The organism is Dermabacter sp. HMSC06F07, from assembly GCF_001807345.1.
Lineage (GTDB): Bacteria > Actinomycetota > Actinomycetes > Actinomycetales > Dermabacteraceae > Dermabacter > Dermabacter hominis.
This window is the reverse complement of sequence record NZ_KV788584.1, coordinates 149,875-168,911: the sequence shown is the minus strand read 5'-3', so window position 1 is coordinate 168,911 and position 19,037 is coordinate 149,875. Positions and strand designations below refer to the sequence as shown.

At 63.6% G+C, this 19,037-nt stretch carries 16 protein-coding genes; 4 read left to right on the top strand and 12 right to left on the bottom strand.

From position 1 onward, the window contains the following. Positions 1-406 precede the first annotated feature (406 nt). From tyrS to pheS, 6 genes are all read right to left on the bottom strand, one after another. Positions 407-1,681, bottom strand: coding sequence for a tyrosine--tRNA ligase (gene tyrS, locus HMPREF3157_RS06130; RefSeq protein ID WP_070435824.1), 1,275 nt, complete (start codon positions 1,679-1,681; stop codon positions 407-409). A gap of 72 nt (positions 1,682-1,753) precedes the next feature. Then, complete coding sequence (gene argH, locus HMPREF3157_RS06125) at positions 1,754-3,214, bottom strand: argininosuccinate lyase (protein ID WP_070435823.1); 1,461 nt, start codon at positions 3,212-3,214, stop codon at positions 1,754-1,756. Positions 3,215-3,219: 5 nt separating this feature from the next. Further along, on the bottom strand, positions 3,220-4,461 hold the full coding sequence (locus HMPREF3157_RS06120) for an argininosuccinate synthase (RefSeq protein ID WP_070435822.1): 1,242 nt from the start codon (positions 4,459-4,461) through the stop codon (positions 3,220-3,222). A 50-nt stretch (positions 4,462-4,511) separates the two neighbouring features. Further along, positions 4,512-5,054: an arginine repressor gene (locus HMPREF3157_RS06115; protein ID WP_061212217.1), complete on the bottom strand. Its 543-nt coding sequence runs from the start codon at positions 5,052-5,054 to the stop codon at positions 4,512-4,514. Between the two features lie 164 nt (positions 5,055-5,218). Next, positions 5,219-7,813 carry a phenylalanine--tRNA ligase subunit beta gene (gene pheT / locus HMPREF3157_RS06110; protein WP_070435821.1) on the bottom strand — a complete coding sequence of 865 codons (2,595 nt, stop codon included), beginning with the start codon at positions 7,811-7,813 and terminating at the stop codon, positions 5,219-5,221. A 3-nt stretch (positions 7,814-7,816) separates the two neighbouring features. Next, positions 7,817-8,887: a phenylalanine--tRNA ligase subunit alpha gene (gene pheS / locus HMPREF3157_RS06105; RefSeq protein ID WP_070435836.1), complete on the bottom strand. Its 1,071-nt coding sequence runs from the start codon at positions 8,885-8,887 to the stop codon at positions 7,817-7,819. Between the two features lie 260 nt (positions 8,888-9,147). On the opposite strand from pheS, the gene HMPREF3157_RS06100 reads away from it, so the two are divergent. Both HMPREF3157_RS06100 and HMPREF3157_RS06095 read left to right on the top strand, forming a co-directional pair. Further along, positions 9,148-10,251: an S-(hydroxymethyl)mycothiol dehydrogenase gene (locus HMPREF3157_RS06100; RefSeq protein ID WP_070435835.1), complete on the top strand. Its 1,104-nt coding sequence runs from the start codon at positions 9,148-9,150 to the stop codon at positions 10,249-10,251. 39 nt (positions 10,252-10,290) lie between these two features. Further along, positions 10,291-10,926 (top strand): MBL fold metallo-hydrolase, encoded by a 636-nt coding sequence (locus HMPREF3157_RS06095; protein ID WP_061212220.1) that lies wholly within the window; start codon positions 10,291-10,293, stop codon positions 10,924-10,926. An 18-nt stretch (positions 10,927-10,944) separates the two neighbouring features. On the opposite strand, the gene HMPREF3157_RS06090 is transcribed toward HMPREF3157_RS06095, so the two are convergent. Further along, complete coding sequence (locus HMPREF3157_RS06090; RefSeq protein ID WP_083288080.1) at positions 10,945-11,952, bottom strand: carbohydrate kinase family protein; 1,008 nt, start codon at positions 11,950-11,952, stop codon at positions 10,945-10,947. A gap of 91 nt (positions 11,953-12,043) precedes the next feature. Between HMPREF3157_RS06090 and HMPREF3157_RS06085 the strand changes: the two genes are divergently transcribed. Further along, positions 12,044-13,432 (top strand): family 4 glycosyl hydrolase, encoded by a 1,389-nt coding sequence (locus tag HMPREF3157_RS06085; RefSeq protein ID WP_070435819.1) that lies wholly within the window; start codon positions 12,044-12,046, stop codon positions 13,430-13,432. On the opposite strand, the gene HMPREF3157_RS06080 is transcribed toward HMPREF3157_RS06085, so the two are convergent. Genes HMPREF3157_RS06080 through infC form a run of 5 tightly spaced genes read right to left on the bottom strand, consistent with a single transcriptional unit; the run spans position 13,420 to position 17,622 of the window. Then, positions 13,420-15,516, bottom strand: a complete 2,097-nt coding sequence (locus HMPREF3157_RS06080) for a bifunctional copper resistance protein CopD/cytochrome c oxidase assembly protein (protein ID WP_070435818.1) — start codon at positions 15,514-15,516, stop codon at positions 13,420-13,422. The two genes, HMPREF3157_RS06085 and HMPREF3157_RS06080, sit on opposite strands and share 13 nt — an antisense overlap. Further along, positions 15,513-16,388 carry a TrmH family RNA methyltransferase gene (locus HMPREF3157_RS06075; protein WP_070435817.1) on the bottom strand — a complete coding sequence of 292 codons (876 nt, stop codon included), beginning with the start codon at positions 16,386-16,388 and terminating at the stop codon, positions 15,513-15,515. Before HMPREF3157_RS06075 ends, HMPREF3157_RS06080 begins: the two co-directional genes overlap by 4 nt. 8 nt (positions 16,389-16,396) lie before the next feature. Beyond that, a complete protein-coding gene (rplT, locus tag HMPREF3157_RS06070; RefSeq protein ID WP_016662963.1) occupies positions 16,397-16,777 on the bottom strand; it encodes a 50S ribosomal protein L20 in 381 nt (126 codons plus the stop codon). 48 nt (positions 16,778-16,825) lie between these two features. Further along, positions 16,826-17,020 (bottom strand): 50S ribosomal protein L35, encoded by a 195-nt coding sequence (gene rpmI / locus HMPREF3157_RS06065; protein WP_016662964.1) that lies wholly within the window; start codon positions 17,018-17,020, stop codon positions 16,826-16,828. A gap of 29 nt (positions 17,021-17,049) precedes the next feature. Then, positions 17,050-17,622, bottom strand: coding sequence for a translation initiation factor IF-3 (gene infC, locus HMPREF3157_RS06060; protein WP_226998187.1), 573 nt, complete (start codon positions 17,620-17,622; stop codon positions 17,050-17,052). A 405-nt stretch (positions 17,623-18,027) separates the two neighbouring features. Here infC and HMPREF3157_RS06055 point away from each other — a divergent pair, with 405 nt between their 5' ends. Beyond that, positions 18,028-19,035 (top strand): siderophore ABC transporter substrate-binding protein, encoded by a 1,008-nt coding sequence (locus tag HMPREF3157_RS06055; protein ID WP_070435816.1) that lies wholly within the window; start codon positions 18,028-18,030, stop codon positions 19,033-19,035. The last annotated feature ends 2 nt before the right edge of the window (positions 19,036-19,037 follow it).

Sequence of the window (19,037 nt, the reverse complement as noted above, 5' to 3'; positions counted from 1 at the left end):
CTATTGAGATATCAAACAACACACGCACACCCCACTCACCCCATTTTCGTGGGGCCCGCGAGGAGCTGATGTTCGCCGGAAGTTCACTCGACCTCTCGGCGCGAGTCACTAGCTTAGCAACCCTTTCCGACCCGGTCAAGTTGACTCACCGTGTTCCGTGCCACTCTTTACCGGATGCTCACCCGGGGTTCGTGCACGATCTTCACGGCGGCCACTTTCGGCCGCGGCTGGAAGTCGAATTTCTTCGGCTTCGCGAACCAACGAACAAAAACACTACGCGACCCCGCATCCCTGGTCAAGCCACTTAGGCACCCGCGTGCTCACCGCCACAATGCAAAGCGCCTGCGGCCCTTATCGAGGGCAGCAGGCGCTAAGTAGGCGTGTTCAGCAGCAGTTCACCGCGTGCTTAACTTGCAACTTTCACCATGGCGGCATTCTTCTTGCCGCGCCGCAGCAGCAGGTAGCCACCGGCAAGCAGGGTGTACGCGCCTAGCTCGGTCTCAAGAACGTCGACGTCGCCCGCAATCTTTTCGCCGTTAACCGAGAGGCCCCCTTCCTTGAGCGCCCTCCGCACTGCGCCGTTCGAGTTCAAAAGCTCGGTAGCTGTAAAGGCCTCGACGATGTTCGCCGTCGCGGGAAGCTCCACACACGGAAGCTCCCCTGCGATCACGGCAACCGTCGGACCATCGAGCTCACGCACATCTCCGCGCCCAAACAGCACCGATGCCGCCGACTTCGCCTGGGCCGTGGCCTGCTCGCCGTGAACGAGGGTCGTCATATCGTCCGCGAGAAGCTTTTGCGCCGCACGTTCATGCGGGCGCTCGGCCGTTGCCGACTCGACCGCTGCAATTTCTTCCTCGGGACGGAACGTAAAGTACCGCAGGTACTTGAGCACGTCGCGGTCGTCAGCTCCGAGCCAGAACTGGTGGAAGGCATACGGACTCGTGAGCTCGGGATCGAGCCACACGGCGCCGCCCTCGCTCTTACCGAACTTCGTTCCATCGGCCTTCGTCACGAGCGGGGTCGTGAGGGCATGCGTTTGCACGCCCTCGACCTTGCGGATCAGTTCTGCACCGCCAACGATGTTGCCCCACTGGTCATTTCCGCCGTACTGAAGCGTCACGCCGTAGCGTCGGTACAGCTCAAGGAAGTCCATCGCTTGGAGAATCTGGTACGAGAACTCGAGGTAGCTGAGGCCCTCTTCGGAGTTCAGTCGTTTCGCGACGATTTCCTTCGACAGCATCGTGCCCATGCGGAACTGCGAGCCGTAATCGCGAAGGAAACTCAGGACGTTGAGATCCTTGGTCCAGTCGTAGTTATTGACCATCGTGACCCCGAATTCGCCATCGGGATCGAGGAAGCGCTCAATCTGGCCGCGGAGCGACTCAACCCAGGTCGCCACGATGTCGGCCGAGTTCATTTTGCGCTCGCCCGACATGCGGGGATCACCCACGAGCCCCGTAGCGCCGCCGACGAGGGCGAACGGCTTGTTGCCCGCGAGCTGAAAGCGGCGCATGGTGAGGATCTGTGTGAGGTGCCCAACGTGGAGGGAGGACGCGGTCGGGTCAAAACCGCAATAGAGCTTGATCGGGCCCTCGTTTGCTGCGGTGCGGATCGCCTCGATCCCGGTCGAATTCACCAGCAGGCCACGCCATTCAAGCTCGTCAACGATGTTGACCATCGTGCCTCTCCATTCCTTTCGTCAGGGCGGCTCTCACACACCGCGCATCTTCTCCACAGTAGCGCACGCCCCCTAGAGAGGCTTCGCGAACTCCCGCAGTCCGCTCGAGGTCACTTTTGCGTGTCGAAGCTGGGCCGCGACGCTTTTTCGCCCCGTTCCCCCTTTCGAGGAACGCGAGTCGATCGATCCGAGGGTTGTGAGAACGCCGCGCACCTCGGGCTTGAGATAAGGCGAGACCGACGCGAGATCCTCGTCGCTCAAGTCCCACAGCTCTTCGCCTCGCGATTCTGCGAGTTGGACGCATCCGCCGGAAATCTCGTGAGCCTCGCGGAAGGGAACTCCCTGGCGCACGAGCCATTCGGCGATATCTGTTGCCAGGGCAAAACCGCGCGGCGCGAGATACGCCATTCGTTCGGTGTTGAAGGAGAGGGTACGCACCATGCCCGCGAATGCCGGCAGGAGCAACTCGAGCTGGTCGGTCTGATCGAACATCGGCTCCTTGTCTTCCTGCAGGTCGCGGTTGTAGGCAAGGGGCATCGCTTTGAGCGTTGCGAGCAGCCCGGCGAGATCGCCGATGAAGCGACCGGCCTTGCCGCGCGTAAGCTCGGCGACGTCGGGGTTCTTCTTTTGCGGCATGATCGATGATCCGGTCGAATAGGCGTCGTCCAGGGTCACGAAGTCGAATTCCTTCGTGTTCCACACGATGATCTCTTCAGACAGTCGCGAAAGGTCGACTCCGAGCATCGTGAGACACCACGAGTACTCGGCGTACACATCGCGCGCGGACGTGCCGTCAATCGAGTTTTCGCTCGCCGCATCAAAACCGAGTTCGACCGCGACTGCCTCGGGGTCAAGCCCGAGTGACGATCCCGCGAGGGCACCCGAGCCGTAGGGCGAGATCGCTGCGCGCGCGTCCAGGTCACGTAGCCTCTCGACGTCGCGCATGAGCGGCCATGCGTGGGCGAGAAGGTGGTGCGCGAGTAACACGGGCTGGGCGTGTTGAAGGTGGGTGCGGCCCGGCATGGGAGCCTCGGGGTATTCCGACGCTTGCTCGATGAGCGCGTCCACGACATCGAGCGTGAGTGCCGCAATCACTCGGGCGTGGTCGCGAATATACATGCGGCCAAGGGTCGCGACTTGGTCGTTGCGTGAACGGCCCGCGCGAAGTTTCCCTCCGAGGGCCGGGCCGGCGATTTCAAGAAGGCCCCGCTCGAGGGCGGAATGCACGTCCTCATCGCTCACGTGTGGCGTAAACTCCCTGGTTTCAACTCGTCGCCCGAGCTCGTCGAGGGCCGCGAGCATGTCGCGAAGCTCGCTCTCACTCAAGAGCCCCGCGCGTGCAAGGACGCGCGCGTGCGCCTTCGAGCCGCGCACATCGTACGGCGCGAGGCGCCAGTCGAAATCGGTGGACTTGGACAGGGCAGCCATGACATCGGCGGGACCGGAGGCGAAGCGTCCGCCCCACAGGGCAACGCGCTCGACGGATTCCTCCGGCGCATCTGTACGCCTGTGTTCCTCGTGTGTATCGCTCACGTGTCTCACTCCTCGCTAGCGCCGACGTTAGCCTCGAGGGAGGGTGCGTTGCCGAATTTTTCATCGCGAGCCGTTGCCTGCTTCGAGCCGAGACCGTAGATCTCAATGAAGCCTTTCGCATGCGATTGGTCGAAGGTGTCGCCTTCGTCGTAGGTCGCGAGATTGAAGTCGTAGAGACTGCTGTCGCTGCGGCGACCGGTTACCGTCGCGCGGCCGCCGTGCAAGCGCATGCGAATCTCGCCACTCACGTAGCGCTGGGTGTCGTCGATGAAGGCCTCGAGTGAGCGCTTGAGGGGGCTAAACCACTGGCCGTCGTATACGAGATCAGTCCAGCGGTCCTGCACCTCTCGCTTGAAGCGCCCCTGCTCGCGCTCGAGGGTCACACGCTCGAGTTCGCGATGCGCCTCGATGAGCGCCATCGCTCCCGGGGCCTCATAAATCTCGCGCGACTTGATACCTACGAGACGGTCCTCGACGATGTCGATGCGGCCAATTCCCTGAGCTCCAGCACGGCGGTTCATCTCTTGGATCGCTTCGAGCGGACTCACTGCACGAGAATCGATCGCGACCGGGATGCCGCGCTCGAACGTCACGACGAGCTCATCGGCGACCGGTGGAAATGCCGGGTCATCCGTGTAGTTGTACACGTCTTTCGTCGGCTCGTTCCAAATATCCTCGAGAAACCCGGTTTCGATCGCGCGTCCCCAAACGTTCTGGTCAATGGAGAACGGGTTGTGCTTCGTCGTGGTGATTGGAAGGTTGTTTTTCTCCGCGTAGTCGATTGCCTTGTCGCGAGTGAGTGCGAGGTCGCGCACGGGTGCGATGCACTGAAGTTCCGGGGCGAGCGAGGTAATTGAGACCTCGAATCGCACCTGGTCGTTACCCTTACCGGTGCAGCCATGCGCGACGGTGCTCGCACCGTATTTCTTCGCGGCCTTCACGAGGTGTTTTGCGATCACGGGGCGCGAAAGGGCGGAAACGACCGGATACGCGTCCATGTACAAGGCGTTCGCTTTGAGGGCGGGCATGCAGTATTCGCTCGCGAACTCCTCACGTGCATCGGCGACGTATGCTTCGACGGCTCCGCAGTCCAGTGCACGCTTGCGGATTACTTCGAGGTCTTCACCTCCCTGGCCAACATCCACCGCGCACGCGATGACGTCAGCGCCCGTGGCATCGTGGATCCAGCCGATAGCCACGGATGTATCGAGACCGCCTGAGTAGGCAAGAACGATGCGTTCTGTCATGGGATTTTTCCTCCTATGTCGAGTGGATCGGGGTGGCTCGCATCCGTGTTCTACGTGTGGTCGTCGGCTGTTATCCGGCGACCGTCGGCGAGCTCGCGCAGCGTAGACGCGAGTTCGCGCCCCTGCGCTGCGCCGCGAGCGACGATGAGGATCGTGTCGTCTCCCGCAACCGTGCCGAGGATCGAGGGAAGCACGGAGTGATCCAGTGCGCTCGCGAGATACTGTGCCGCCCCGGGCGGCGTGCGCACGACCACCAGGTTGTCGCTCGCCTCCGCGCTCACGAGCAGCTCTTCCGCAAGGCGTTGAAGCCTCGCCGCGTAGTGTTCTTGCGAGGGTGGGCGTCGCAAACTGTGAACCCGCTCGCCTCCTTCGGGAGGGAGCATGTACACGAGAGAACCGGAGCTCGAGCGCACCTTTTCGGCACGCAGCTCCACGAGGTCGCGCGACAGCGTCGCCTGGGTAACGCTCACGCCGTCTTTCTCCAAAAGCGCGAGAAGAGCGGTTTGCGATGTGACCTCGGTGCGGTTCAGGATGTCGACGATCTTGCGTTGGCGCGAGATCTTGGTCTGCGGTTGCTGCGGCTGATCGCTCATCGATGTCCTTTCATGCCGAGGGTCCTCGCGCGGGCGCACACCGCGCACCACCAAAGCATTCTATTGCAGTTGCATGCATGACTATACATAAAAAGCCTGAGCCCCGCCGCTCAATGCAAGCGACGGGGCTCAGGCCGACTGCTTACCCGCGAGGGGCGAAGTCCTTAGGCGCGCAGCTCACCCCCCACGGCCGATTCAACCGCGGCGATGGCTCGGGCACGAATCTCGTCGATCTCGGCGCCCTTGAGCGTCTTCTCATGAGGCCTAAGTCGCACGGCGAATGCGAGCGACTTCTTGCCCTCAGGGACCTGGTCACCGCGGTATTCGTCAAAGAGGCGAACCTCTTCCGCAACATCGCCAATCCCCACGATGAGGGCCGCACGCACGGCCTCGGCAGGCGTGTCGTCATTCACGACGAACGCAAAATCTTCCTTGGCGATCGGGAACGTCGAGATCGGCTCCGCCGGCACCACGGCGGGTGCGGACTCAATCACGGCTTCGAGATCAAGCTCAAACGCAGCCGCATTCTTCGGAAGACTGAACGCCTTGATGACCGCCGGGTGAAGCTCGCCGGCAATGCCCACACGCTCCCCCTCGATGGTCGACAGGATCGCCGTGCGACCCGGATGGAAAGCACTCGCCGTTCCCTGTTCGACCACGAGTTCGGTACCGGCAGCGGCAGCGACGCGACGCGCGAAGGCAATCGCATCGGCCCAGTCCCATGCACGAGGCTTGGTCAACGGTCCCGCAGCAGTGATGGGGCCGCCCGCCACGAGAGCAACGTGGCGATCTTGCTTTGCGAGCGAGGAAGCGATCTCCTCCAACTCGGCATCGCTGGGACGTGAGGAAGCGCTCGGCAGCGGAACGCGTTCGCCTCGCTTTTCGAAAACGAGACCGGACTCGAAGACCGCAACCGAATCCTCGCCGCGCGCGAGATTGCGCTGGGCAACGGGAAGAAGAGTTTCGAGAATCGCCGTTCGCATGAGCGGTTCATCGTCAGCGAGCGGATTGAGCAGTCGCACCGCATTGCGCAGCGGAGAATCCTCCGACAAACGAAGCTTCGCGAAAGTTTTGTCGTTCGTGAACGGGAAGCTCACGACTTCGGTCGCGCCCGCCTCAGCGAGGGCATTTGCGACCGCACGCCTCGCCCGCTGGGCGCGAGTGAGGCCGCGCCCGCCGGGGGCCGACGGCAGCCTCGACGCAATCGCGTCATAACCCTCGAGCCGCGCAATTTCCTCGACGAGATCCTCAGGGATGCGAAGATCGCCGCGCCACGTGGGCGGAACAACCGTGAGAGTTTCCTCTCCGTTATCTCCGCCGGCGGCGGAGGAAACGGTGCAGCCGATCTTCTCGAGCGATCCGACGACCTGCTCACGCGTGTATGCAACGCCCACAACACGCTCCGCGTAGTCAAGAGGCAGCGAAATTTCGGTCGCGACCTCCTTTCCGGCGCGCGCGTGCGTTCGGTTCGAGTCAAGCGTTCCACCGCCGTACTCGACGAGGAGCTGGGCGGCACGCCGGGCTGCAACCTCCACCAGCGCAGGATCGACCCCGCGCTCGCCACGCTTGCCGGCCTCGGACACGAGCTTGTGGCGGCGCGCGGTGCGCGCCTGAGTCGTCGGGTCGAAATGCGCAGCCTCAATCACGACGTCGACGGTCGAGGAGTCGACCTCGGTTTCGCTTCCGCCCATGACGCCCGCGAGCGCGACGGGACGTGCGCCGTGCCCGCCGGTCGAGTCCGCCACCACGAGGTCCTCGGGGTGAAGCGTGCGGGCCTTGTCGTCGAGAGTAGTGAGCACCTCGCCTTGCTTAGCGCGGCGCACCACGATCGGTTCCGTAAGCTTCGCGGCATCGAACATGTGCAGCGGCTGGCCGAGATCGAGCATGACGTAGTTGCCGACGTCGACGATGAGCGAGATCGGGCGCATGCCAGCGAGCGAAAGACGCTGCTGCATCCAACGAGGGCTAGGAGCCGAGGTGTCCACGCCGTTCACGCGCTGGGCGACATAGGAGGTCGCGCCGACGTTGCCGCGGATCGGGGCGTCATCTTCGAGGAGGACCTGAATGCCCTCACCGCTTGCCTCGGGCACCTCGATCTCAAGGGCGGGGTCGGTGAAGCGCGCCCCGGTCGCGTGGGAGTACTCGCGTGCAACGCCTCGCATCGAGAAACAGTAGCCGCGATCGGGCGTCACGTTGATCTCAACGACTTCCTCATCGAGGCCAAAAAGGGCGATCGCGTCATCGCCTGGCTTCGCTTCGATACCGTCGGCGATCCCGCGGCCGAGAACGATGATGCCGTCCTCGGGATCCTCGCCGAGGCCCAGCTCGCTGGTCGAGCAGATCATGCCGTCGGAAATGTGACCATAGGTCTTGCGTGCCGCAATCTCGAAGTTCCCGGGAAGAACGGTTCCGGGAAGTGACACCACGACGAGGTCACCTTCGACGAAGTTGTGCGCACCGCAAATGATGCCGCGGCTCGGCACTTCTTCGCCGGGCTGCGGATCTTTCGGGTTGTCGAGTGCTTCATTGTGAGCGTCGCCAACGTCGACGCGGCACCAATTGACGGTCTTACCGTTTTTGTGGGTTTCTTTGACGAGGTTCAAGACGCGGCCCACGACGAGGGGCCCCGTGACCTGAGCGCCAAAGATACCTTCTTCCTCGAGGCCGACGGAGACGAGCGAGGCTGCGACAGCCTCGGCGGTAGCGCCATCGGCAAGCTCAACGTGTTCGCCGAGCCATGAAAGGGGAATGCGAGGCATTGCTCAGATCTCCGTTCCGTAGGTCTGGGAGAAGCGCACGTCGCCCTCCACGATGTCGTGCATGTCCGTTACCGAGTTGCGCAGCATGAGGATGCGCTCAATTCCGAGGCCGAACGCGAAGCCGCGGTATTCACTCGGATCGATCCCGCAAGCGCGAAGCACAGCGGGGTTGACCATGCCGCAGCCGCCCATTTCAATCCAGCCCGTTCCGCTGCACACGCGGCACGCGGGATCCGCATCGGCATCGAGACCGTTCTTCGCCTCGCATTTGAAGCATCGGAAGTCCATCTCGGCGCTCGGTTCGGTGAACGGGAAGTATGAGGGTCGCAGACGCGTGATCGGCTTGCCGCCAAACAGAGCCTCGGCGACTTTGTCGAGCGTGCCCACGAGATCCGCCATCGTCAGATCCCGGTCAATCGCGAGCCCCTCGACCTGGTTGAACACGGGGGCGTGGGTGGCATCGAGTTCATCGGTACGGAAAACTTTGCCGGGGCAGGCGATGTAGAGGGGAACGCCGCGCTCAAGCAACGTGCGCGCTTGAACGGGAGAGGTGTGCGTTCGCAGCACCTGACCGCTTCCTTCGGGCGCCACGTAGAACGTGTCTTGCATCTGGCGCGCAGGATGGTCCTCGTCGAAGTTGAGCGCGTCGAAGTTGAACCACTCGGCTTCGATCTCTGGGCCCTCCGCGATTTCCCAACCGAGGCCAACAAATACGTCCGCGATGCGGTCCTGGAGGATTCCGAGTGGGTGGCGTGCACCGCGCGGAAGCCGGTCAACTGCTGTCGTGACATCCACGCGATCCTTCGCGAGCGCCTCGGCTTCCTCCTTCTCGGCGATCTTCTTCGAGCGCGCCGCGAGTGCCTGCTGCACGCGCCCCTTGGAACCGCCGATGAGCTTGCCAGCAGCGGCTTTCTTCTCGTTGGGTAGATCCTTAATGCCGCGGTTCGCGCGTGAAAGCGGGGAATCGTCCCCGACATGGGCGATGCGCACCTGCTTGATCTCGGCCGACGTCGTGGCCTCCGCAATCGCGGCGAGCGCAGAATCGACCGCGCGCGCGATCGCCTCCTCGCTCATATCCACACTGTTCGTCACATCTGACACGAATTCTCCACATCCTCACGTTGACACAGCACGCGCGCATGCCCGCACTCGATCGCCGCTGGCATCGGATACATACGCGGGGTGCACGTTCTTTGCATTAGCAATGATACGTGGGCGATACGGTGGGGCTTGCACGCCCTCTCAGCGCAAAGCTCCGCACCTGGCGGCGCACGCGCACCCATCCGGGCGTTCACCCACGCCTTGAACCGCGCGACAACAGAAAGGCTCCCCACATGCCCACGACAGTCCAAGGACTCGTCTCCTTCGCCGCACATGAACCCGCGAAGGTCGTCGACATTATGATTCCCGAGCCCGGCCCGCGCGACGTGATCGTCGACGTACACACGTGCGGGGTGTGCCACACCGACCTCGCCTACCGCAACGGAGACATCACCGACGACTACCCGTTTCTGCTCGGTCACGAGGCGACCGCGGTCGTAAGTGAGATCGGCGAGGATGTCACCCACGTCAAGGTTGGAGACACCGTCATCCTTAACTGGCGCGCCGTGTGCGGGCAGTGCCGCGCATGCAAAAAGGGCGAGCCGAAATACTGCTTCGACACCTTCAATGCCTCGAAACCGATGACCCTCACCGACGGCACCGAACTCACGGCCGCCCTCGGCATCGGCTCCTTCGCTGAAAAAACCCTCGTTCACGAACTCCAGTGCACGAAGGTCGATCCCAATGCCGATGCGGCAGGCGTCGGCCTCCTCGGATGCGGCGTCATGGCCGGAATCGGCGCGGCGCTCAACACGGGCGAGGTCCAGCGTGGTGAGTCGGTTGCGGTGATCGGCGCGGGTGGCGTCGGACTCGCCGCCGTTGCCGGCGCGAAACTCGGTGGCGCCACCACGATCATCGCTCTCGACCTCGACGACAAGAAATTTGACAAAGCACGCGCCCTCGGAGCCACCCACACGGTTGCCACGAAAGGGCTCGAACCCGAGGAGGTTGCCGAAAGAATCCGGGAGCTCACGGGCGGCTTTGGTGCCGACGTCGTCGTCGATGCCGTCGGTATCCCCGCCACGTACACCGCAGCCTTCTACGGGCGCGACCTCGCGGGGCGTGTTGTCCTCGTCGGCGTACCAAACCCGACCGCCGAAATCACGCTGCCCCTGATCGACGTGTTCAGTCGGGGCGGCTCCCTCAAGAGCTCATGGTACGGGGACTGCCTGCCCGAGCGCGACTTTCCTTACCTCGCTGATCTCTTCGCACAAGGCCGCCTACCCCTCGACGAATTTGTGAGCGAACGCATCGCGCTCACGGATGTCGAGGGCGCTTTCGAGCGTATGAAGGGCGGCACCATCCTCCGCAGTGTCGTGGAAATGCCACGCGCCTAAATCCAACCCTCACGCACATCACCGAAAAAGGACTTCATCATGAACCTCCGAATCGACCATGCCGTCACCGAGGGCACATTTACCCTCGACGGCGAGACATTCGACGTCGCCAACAACGTGTGGGTCGTCGGCAACGATGAGGACTGCGTCGTGATCGACGCTCCGCACGACATCGACACCATTGAAAAGCTCGTGGGCGAGCGGACGCTCCTCGCGATCCTCTTGACGCATGCCCACGACGACCACGCGCGTTTTGCCCCTGAGCTCGCCGAACGCTTTGACGCGCCCATGCTCCTGCACCCGGGCGATAAGAAGCTGTGGGCACTCACCCACGGGGATCTCGAATGGGATGCCGACCTTGAGGACGGCGACGCTTTCAGCATCGCGGACCACGAGCTCAACGTCATCCACACGCCCGGGCACTCCCCCGGGTCGGTGTGCTACCTCCTGCGCAGCACCACCGAAGGCGAGCCCGATCAAGTGTTCTCCGGCGACACGCTCTTCGAAGGGGGCCCCGGCGCGACCGGACGGTCCTACAGCGACCGAGGGCAAATTGAAGACAGCATCCGCGAAAAGCTCTTTAGCCTCGACGACGCGACCATCGTTCACACGGGCCACGGCCCGGATACAACGATCGGCGCCGAGCGTGAGCGCGCGAAGGGCGACTGGCTCTAAACGCCCCTCACGCCGCAATTACCGCGAAGCGAGCTGGTCGAGGGTCTCCTCGACCAGCTCTTTTTCTCGCGCTCCATACGTGCCAGCGAAAGCGCTGAGCGCCTCTCGGCCCGGCGGCATGCCGTGCGCGGCAGTACCTGCGACACGCGCCGCTGCGACGAGCTGAGCAAAATCGAGAGCCTCCCCGAGCTCACGCCCCGCGACCACCGCGGTCACGAGCGCCGCCACGAGCGTGTCCCCCGCCCCCGTCGCATTCGCACGCTCGACGACAAACCCCGGCCTCTCGAGCACCTGACCGCGACCCGCATCGATCGCGACAAGCCCCTTTCGGCCACGAGACACCACGACGAGCTCCACCCGATCGGCAAGTGCGCGCGCGGCCTCGAGCGCGGAATCGGTACGTGTGTAGCGCTTGGCCTCCTCGTCATTTGGGCAAAACGCGTAGCAGTGCTCGAGGTGGCGCAAGATCGCCGGATCCCACGCGCCCGAGTCATCGTGGCCAACGTCGGCCCAGATTCGCGTGCCGCGCTCCCGCTCCGCCGCAAGCAGAGGCATGGTGTCGCGCTCGAGCGAGACCGTGAGGTGCTGCGCTTGCTCGGCAAGAACATGCTCGGTCGTCGCGAGCGGAGCGCTCGGCAGGCCCCCCGTGTAGAACATGCGATCGCCTTCGTACGGGATCGCCGCTGTACACGGAACATCCCAGCCAGCGCGCCTCACGCTCGCTCCGAGTCCCACACCGTCGGCCTCGAGCATCGGCTCGACGAGTCGGGAAATAGGCCCTTCACCAAGCTCGGTTCCGAGCGTGACGTCCATATCGAGCGCCGCCGCGGCACGCGCAACGTTTGCCGCGCCTCCAACAGCGAGGGCAACGGACTGCGTATGACACTCCTCGCCAAGATCCGGGAGCTGGGTGAAAGGCGTGAAAAGGACATCGAGGAACACAGGTCCCACGCATGCGAGATCACGAAGCGATAGGGTCGTGGGTGCCGCATCGTTGCAGGCTAGATCTTGATTCAGGTTCGTCACGTAAAAAGGCTATGGCGCGCACGGGCGCCCGTCAAAGGCGCGAGTGCATCTCTCGCCGTCGTTCACACCACACCCATGAGGAGGCCCTCACATGAAACTCACGCTGCTCGGTGGAGGAGGCTTCCGCGTCCCGCTCATGGTTCGCACGCTCCTCAAGGACAGCTCCGAACAGCGGGTTCGCGCCCTCACCCTGTGGGACGCGAACGAGGAGCGCCTGCGCACGATGGCGCGGATCGTCGAAGCTATGACCGCCTCGGTCCCCCATGCGCCGAGCGTACGCATCGCTACCGATATGCGCGATGCGGTGCGCGGAGCCGATTTCGTTTTTAGTGCAATTCGCGTCGGTGGCACCGATGGCCGCGCGCAAGACGAGCGCATCGCGCATTCGTGCGGCGTGCTCGGCCAGGAGACGACGGGCTTCGGCGGCCTGAGCTACGCACTTCGCGGCATTCCCGTGGCGAGGGCCATCGCGGAGGCAATCCGCGATGAGGCTCCAAGCGCCTACCTCATCAACTTCACGAATCCCGCGGGAATCATTACCGAGGTCTCGAGCGAGATTCTCGGTGACCGCGTGATCGGCATTTGTGACTCTCCCGTGGGCCTCGCCCGCCACGCTCTCACGGCACTCGAAGATGCCGGCGAGGTCGATCCCGGCACGAGCAGTCGCATTTTCGAAACCGGCGGTCCGGTGCACATCGACTACCTGGGCCTCAACCACCTCGGTTGGGTACACCGCATCCTCGTGAACGGCCGCGATGTTCTCCCCACGGTTCTCGAGCGCCCCGACCTCATTGAATCGTTCGAGGAGGGCAAGCTTTTCGGCGCCAAGTGGGTTCAGCACATTGGCGCGCTGCCGAATGAGTACCTGCACTACTACTACTACGCGCGCGAGGCGCGCCTTGCCGACGACCGCGCGGAAGCAACGCGCGGGATCTTCCTCGCCGCCCAGCAGGCCGACTTCTATCGCGAGGCCGCGCAGCTCGACGGGCACGCGGCATTCGAGGCATGGAACCGCACGCGTGAAGAGCGCGAAGAAACGTATATGGCGACGAACCGCGAAGCCGCGGGTGGAATCGAGCGCGAGGCCGCGGACATCGAATCGGGCGGTTACGATCGCGTTGCGCTCGCCGTGATGAAGGCCCTCGCCTTCGATCAGGCGACCGAGCTGATCGTCAACACGCCCAATAGGGGCCGCATTCCGTCGCTCCCGGACGATGCCGTCGTCGAAGCTCCATGCCGCATCGACTCCAAGGGTGCGACGCCACTGGAGGTCACCCCGCTCACAGGCCACCAGCTCGCCCTCGTCACCCAGGTCAAGAACGCCGAACGCACCGTGATCGCTGCTTCCCGCGAGGGAAGCGCCGATCTGGCCGTCGAGGCGTTCTTCTCCCACCCGCTCGTCGACGGCGTCGGTGTCGCGCGCGAGCTGCTCGCGAAGGCCAAAGAGAGCTTCGCCGAGGACCTCGCCTACCTCCGCTGAGCGGAATCAGACTCATCGCCTACGTGCGTGCCCTCGCCATCCTGTAGGGCACGCAAGTAGGCGTTGTAGTTTTCGAGCTCAGCTCCACCGTCGCGCTCCGCCTTGCGGTCATAGTTACGGGCCGCCCTCTCTTCGCTGCGCGACCACTGGATTCCCGCGATGAGGGCATAGAACGCCGTGGGGACCTCGCTGATACCCCACATGATCGAGCCGCCCGCAAATTGCTGACGCTCAAGTTCAGCGCGCGGGAACATATTGAGAAGCGTGTACCAATCTCCGCCGATGAGCCAGGTCGCGCTCACGACAGCGATACCAAAGAAGGCGTGGAACGTGAGCGTCACAAGCAGCGTGACGAGCTTGAGCACGGGGCTTATGGGCTTTTGGGCGGGGTCGATGCCGATAATCACCCACGCAAACAGGTAGCCCGCAAGGAGGAAGTGGACGGTCATGAGGAGGTGACCGACGTGTTCGAACATCGCCCACGTGAAAAACGGGGTGAAATAAAACAGCACGAGCGAGCCCGCGAAGAGGAAACCGGCAATCGGCGGGCTTGAGACGACGGCCGCGTAGCGGGTGTGAAGGATCGCGAGGATCCACTCGCGCATGCCGCGCGAGCCGTCGCTCCTGGGCGTCGCGGCCCGGCTGAGCATCGTGACCGGTGCGCCGAGTACAAGAAGTGGGGGGACAATAACCATGAGCGCCATGTGCTGGGTCATGTGGGCATCGAAGCGCACGCGCCCGAAAGCGGCCGCACCACCGCTCATCACCCAGAAAAGTGCGAGACACCCCGCAAGCCAAAAGATCGTGCGCGAGAGCGGCCAGTGGTCTCCGCGTGCACGCAGACGGGCAAGCCCCATGAGGTAGAGCACGGCAAAGAGAGCAGCAACGCCCGTGAACATCCAGTCCATCTGCCATACGGTGATGAGGCTCAGGAGGGAGAACTCGCCGCTCGGAGGCTCGTATCCCACGAGAGAAAGTACGCGATAGGTCTCGGGCGGCACGTACTGGGGCACGGGCGGCTGGGAACGGCCGAGGGCACTTGAGGCGCCGAGAATGACGGCAGCAATGAGCACCTCCACGCGCGCGAGGCGGGCGAAGGCGCGGCGGGCTGCGCGCTCGGCATGCGCGTGGGCCGGTCCGACGGTTCCCTTCATCCTGTCGCCGCGCGCGACGGAGGTGTAGGTATTCACAAGCGGGGTGAGCGCGCGGCGTCGTTGCGCGTACCCAATCGCGGCGATGGCAACCGTAAGCAGGGCCTTGAGAAGCACGAGCCATCCGTAGCGAGTAGTGACGAATTGCGCCGGGTTTTCCAGCCGGATCGCGGCGTTGATGATCCCGGAATAGACGAGTGCGAGGATGGCAAAGAGAGCCCACGGGCTATAGCGCTTGAGCCACGTTGCGAGAATCGCGGTATCGGTTCGGTGTGCTTCGGCAAGGAACACGAGGAGCGGACCGAGCCACGTGAGAACGCCAAGGAGATGCGCGATCATGGCGTTGACGGCGTTGAGGTGGTCGGTCGAGTTGCCGGCGTGCCCGAGGAAGCCGAGGGCGATGACGCTCAGGGCAAGCAGTGCTGTGAGCCACCCCGCTCCGCGCAGGTGCCTCGTGAGGGCGCCGATTCCCGCGGATAGGAGGGCGAAGACGAGAGCCCACACAGTGGCGCGCCCCAGGTCGGTCCTCCACACGAAGTAGCCGAGCTGCTGCGGGGACATTGAGCCCCGCGCGTTGGCGTATGTGAGATAAGTGCCGAGCCCGAGGAGCAGCGCGTAGCCGAGGGTGAAGAGTACGGCGAGCCGGCGCTGCCGATCCTGCACATCGCTCAGGCGAGGACTCTTATGGCCGCGCGTGCGGCCAACACCCGGCTGAAAGAGGCTCAGCGTGAGTGCATAGCCAAAGGCGAGGGCAAGCGCCAGGTATTCGGCGCATTTGACGCCAATGATGAGGTCGTTGGTGATGGTGCCAAACGTGCTCGCAAGCGGTCCGTTTGCTTCACCGGTGAGGGCGAGACCAAGGACCCCGGCGAGGCCACCGGCAACAATGACGAGGACGCTCAGGGGCAAGAGAGTGCGCGAGAGCCCTTTCACCGCGCACCTGCTCGTGCGCGCGCCGACTCGAACAGACACAGGGTTGTGGCGGTTGCAAGGTTGAGAGATTCGGCGCTCCCGTAAATCGGGATGGCCACGCGTGTATCGGCCGCCTCGAGTGTTGCCTCGTCAAGACCGTGGGCCTCGTTGCCCATGAGCCACGCGAGGCGCTCGGGAGGAGTCCAGTCAAATAGATTCTGCGCGCCTCGCGGGCTCGTCGCCGCCGTTGCGATGTTGCGAGAGCGCAGCGCGTCGAGGAGTTCCCCCATGGGGACCTTGCGGGCGAAAGGGACGTGAAAGAGGCTTCCGGCACTTGCGCGTACAACCTTGGGCGCGAGCGGGTCGACGGAGCCCTCGGAAAAGAACACGGCGTGGGCGCCGGAGGCGTCGGCCGTGCGCATGACGAGCCCGGCGTTACCGGGGTCCTGAAGGCGCTCGCACACGACGATCGTCACGGGCCCCGCCCCCTGGGCATCGAGCAGATCACGCCAGTTACGCTCCACACTTCGCGCAACGGCGATGGCGCCCTGAGGATTTGTGACGCTCTGATGGCCCTGCTCGCGCACCATGGCGTCTATGACGTCGGGGGCGACGAGGCGCGGGCGCGCGCCGACCGTTTCAGCAAGCTGCTCGAGCTCCGGGTGGGCGTCGCGCGCTTTTGTCGTCAGGTAGAGCTCGTCGAGGATGCCGCCCCGCCCCTCGGCTCTGTCGCGAGCTTCGCGTTCGAGGAGCGCGCGTATCGCTTGGGGCCCCTCCACCCGGAATCGACCTTCGCGCTGACGCACTGAGCGCCCGGAAAGGGCGGCGATTTTTCCGACACGCGCACTGCGCGGCGTCAGCATCGCACCCTCCGGGCGCTCAGAGTGTGTCATTGGGTAGATCAGGCTACCGGTGCGTTGACGTCCTTCGGGAGGGCGTTCTTCGCGATGGTCACGAGCTGGGCGAAAGCAGCCGAGTCGTTCACGGCAAGTTCGGCGAGCATACGGCGATCAACCTCGACACCCGCGAGGCCGAGACCCTGGATAAAGCGGTTGTAGGTCATGCCGTTGGCGCGTGCCGCAGCATTGATGCGCTGGATCCAGAGGCGACGGAAGTCGCTCTTGCGAACCTTGCGGTCGCGGTAGCTGTAGGTACCCGAGTGGAGCACCTGCTCCTTCGCCTTGCGGTACAGGCGCGAGCGCTGACCGCTGTAACCGGAGGCCTGTTCGAGGATCTCCCTGCGCTTTTTCTTGGCGTTGACCGCCCTCTTCACGCGTGCCACGTGATTCTCCTTTGGTCGAAATGAAAAGTCTTATGGGGTGCTGAAAACTCAGCGGCCAAGCATGCGCTTGAGGTTCTTGACATCGCTCTTGGCAACGTCGGTCACGCCGGCGAGGCGGCGCTTGTGGCGCGAGGTCTTGGCCTCGGCCTTGTGGTACGCGTTTGCGCGTTGGCGCTGCAGCTTGCCGGAGCCGGTGATGCGGATGCGCTTCTTCGCACCGGAGTGCGTCTTGTTCTTCGGCATAGTGCCTGTTCTCCTTCTGATTAAGCGCCCTATTCGGCGCTGGCTTCCTTCGCTGCGGCCTTTTCCGCATCGCTCTTGCGCTTGCGGGCTTCGGCGCGAGCCTGGGACTTCTTCTTGTGCGGTCCGAGCACCATGACCATCGTGCGGCCATCGACGCGCGGGTGGGATTCGACGAAGCCAGCTTCAGCGACGTCTTCAGCCATTCGCTGCATGAGCTTCATGCCCATTTCGGGGCGCGACTGCTCACGGCCGCGGAATCGAATCATGACCTTGACCTTGTCGCCACCGTTGAGGAACTTCTCGACGTTGCGCTTCTTGGTCTCGTAGTCGTGCGTGTCAATTTTGAGGCCCATGCGAATTTCCTTCTGCTGGGCATTGACCTGGTTCTTGCGCGCCTCGCGAGCCTTGAGCTTCGCTTCGTATTTGAACTTTCCGTAGTCCATGAGGCGTGCGACCGGCGGGTTCGCACCCGGAGCAACCTCGACGAGGTCGAGATCGGCTTCGTTCGCGAGCCGCAACGCGTCTTCGATACGGACTTCCCCGACCTGTTCACCGTTGGGCCCCACAAGAAGGACCTTGGGCGAGCGGATCTGCCCGTTGATTCGCTGTTCGCTGATGACTGCTCCTCACACAATAGAAATGCCTGGAACATCAAAAAAGGCCCCCGTGCATGCGGAGGCCCGACTCGCGCGACGGCGCGAGCACTGTACTGACCCGCCAGCCGCAGCCGATCGGGTGGGAGTGGGCTCCACTTGTAAGGGAACGCGGATGTTCCGAGTGACAACACTAGCAGGCGGCGAGATTGGGCGGAAGGGGTGGGCGCACCCGTGTGGCAGGCCTTACAAGCCCGACGCTACCCACCCCCTACGACTTTCCCATTCACCACACCGCTCACACATCACCAATTAAGAAATCCTGATTTTGCATAATCGGCGCGACTTCTGTAAGGATAGGGCAGCCTTACCTCAGTCGATAAGCGGCCGAGGTCGACACAGAAATGAGAACGCATGATGTCCATGACGCGCCGAGAACTCGGACTTTTCGCCCTTGCCGCCAGCGCCGCGGGGGCCCTCGCTTCGTGCAGCTCCGCTTCATCACAAAGGGGCGGTTCGTCCGGTAACGACTCGGGGGCGAGCGGAACACGGACCGTCACCGACGCTCGCGGCAGCGTCGAAGTTCCCACCTCCCCCAAGCGAATCGGGGCGACCGACAATCGCATCTTCCGCACGCTCGAGGCCTGGGGGATCGAACTCGTCGTTGCACCGCGCGACCTCATGCCAGAGGGCGTCAGCTACCGGGATGACGAGAAAATTCTCAATACTGGCTCGCACCGCGAGCCCGATCTCGAGCAGTTCGTCGCGGCTGACCCCGATCTCGTGCTCAACGGCCAGCGCTATGCGCAGTACTACGACGACATCAAGGCTCTCGCACCAAAAGCGGCGATCGTCGACACCGATATCGACATCGAGAAGAAACCGCTCGACGACGAGCTCAAGCGCCAAATCACACTTCTCGGCGCAACCCTTGGACACGAAACCGAAGCTCAAAAACTCATCGAGGCCTTCGAGGCCGCGATCGAGCGCGTCAAGGCGGCATACTCCACCGACGATACGGTCATGGGCCTCGTGACCTCGGGCGGAACCATCAACTATGCGGCGCCGAAGACCGGTAGGGCGGTGGGCCCGTTGTTCCCCGTCCTCGGTCTCACTCCCGCGCTCGAGGTCGAAGGCACGAGCGATCACAAGGGCGATGACGTCTCTCTCGAAGCCATCGCCGCCGCGAACCCCGACTGGATCATCGTCATGGACCGCGACGCAGCCATTGCCGCTGACGAGGAAGGCTACCGCCCCGCCGCGGAGCTCATCGAAAAGGCCGAGGCTCTCTCGCACGTCACGGCCATTACCGAGGGTAATGTCGTCTACATGCCCGCCACGTTCTACACGACCGAGGACATCCAGGCCTATACGGAAGTTCTCGACACATTTGCGAGCGCTCTCGAGGCGAAGAAAAACTAAGG

Bases quoted from the DNA above. Each gene is read 5' to 3' on its own strand.
- tyrS (WP_070435824.1), bottom strand. From the start codon at position 1,681: ATGGTCAACATCGTTGACGAGCTTGAATGGCGTGGCCTGCTGGTGAAT.
- HMPREF3157_RS06120 (WP_070435822.1), bottom strand. From the start codon at position 4,461: ATGACAGAACGCATCGTTCTTGCCTACTCAGGCGGTCTCGATACATCC.
- HMPREF3157_RS06115 (WP_061212217.1), bottom strand. From the start codon at position 5,054: ATGAGCGATCAGCCGCAGCAACCGCAGACCAAGATCTCGCGCCAACGC.
- pheT (WP_070435821.1), bottom strand. From the start codon at position 7,813: ATGCCTCGCATTCCCCTTTCATGGCTCGGCGAACACGTTGAGCTTGCC.
- pheS (WP_070435836.1), bottom strand. From the start codon at position 8,887: ATGAGCGAGGAGGCGATCGCGCGCGCGGTCGATTCTGCGCTCGCCGCG.
- HMPREF3157_RS06100 (WP_070435835.1), top strand. From the start codon at position 9,148: ATGCCCACGACAGTCCAAGGACTCGTCTCCTTCGCCGCACATGAACCC.
- HMPREF3157_RS06095 (WP_061212220.1), top strand. From the start codon at position 10,291: ATGAACCTCCGAATCGACCATGCCGTCACCGAGGGCACATTTACCCTC.
- HMPREF3157_RS06085 (WP_070435819.1), top strand. From the start codon at position 12,044: ATGAAACTCACGCTGCTCGGTGGAGGAGGCTTCCGCGTCCCGCTCATG.
- HMPREF3157_RS06075 (WP_070435817.1), bottom strand. From the start codon at position 16,388: ATGACACACTCTGAGCGCCCGGAGGGTGCGATGCTGACGCCGCGCAGT.
- rpmI (WP_016662964.1), bottom strand. From the start codon at position 17,020: ATGCCGAAGAACAAGACGCACTCCGGTGCGAAGAAGCGCATCCGCATC.
- HMPREF3157_RS06055 (WP_070435816.1), top strand. From the start codon at position 18,028: ATGATGTCCATGACGCGCCGAGAACTCGGACTTTTCGCCCTTGCCGCC.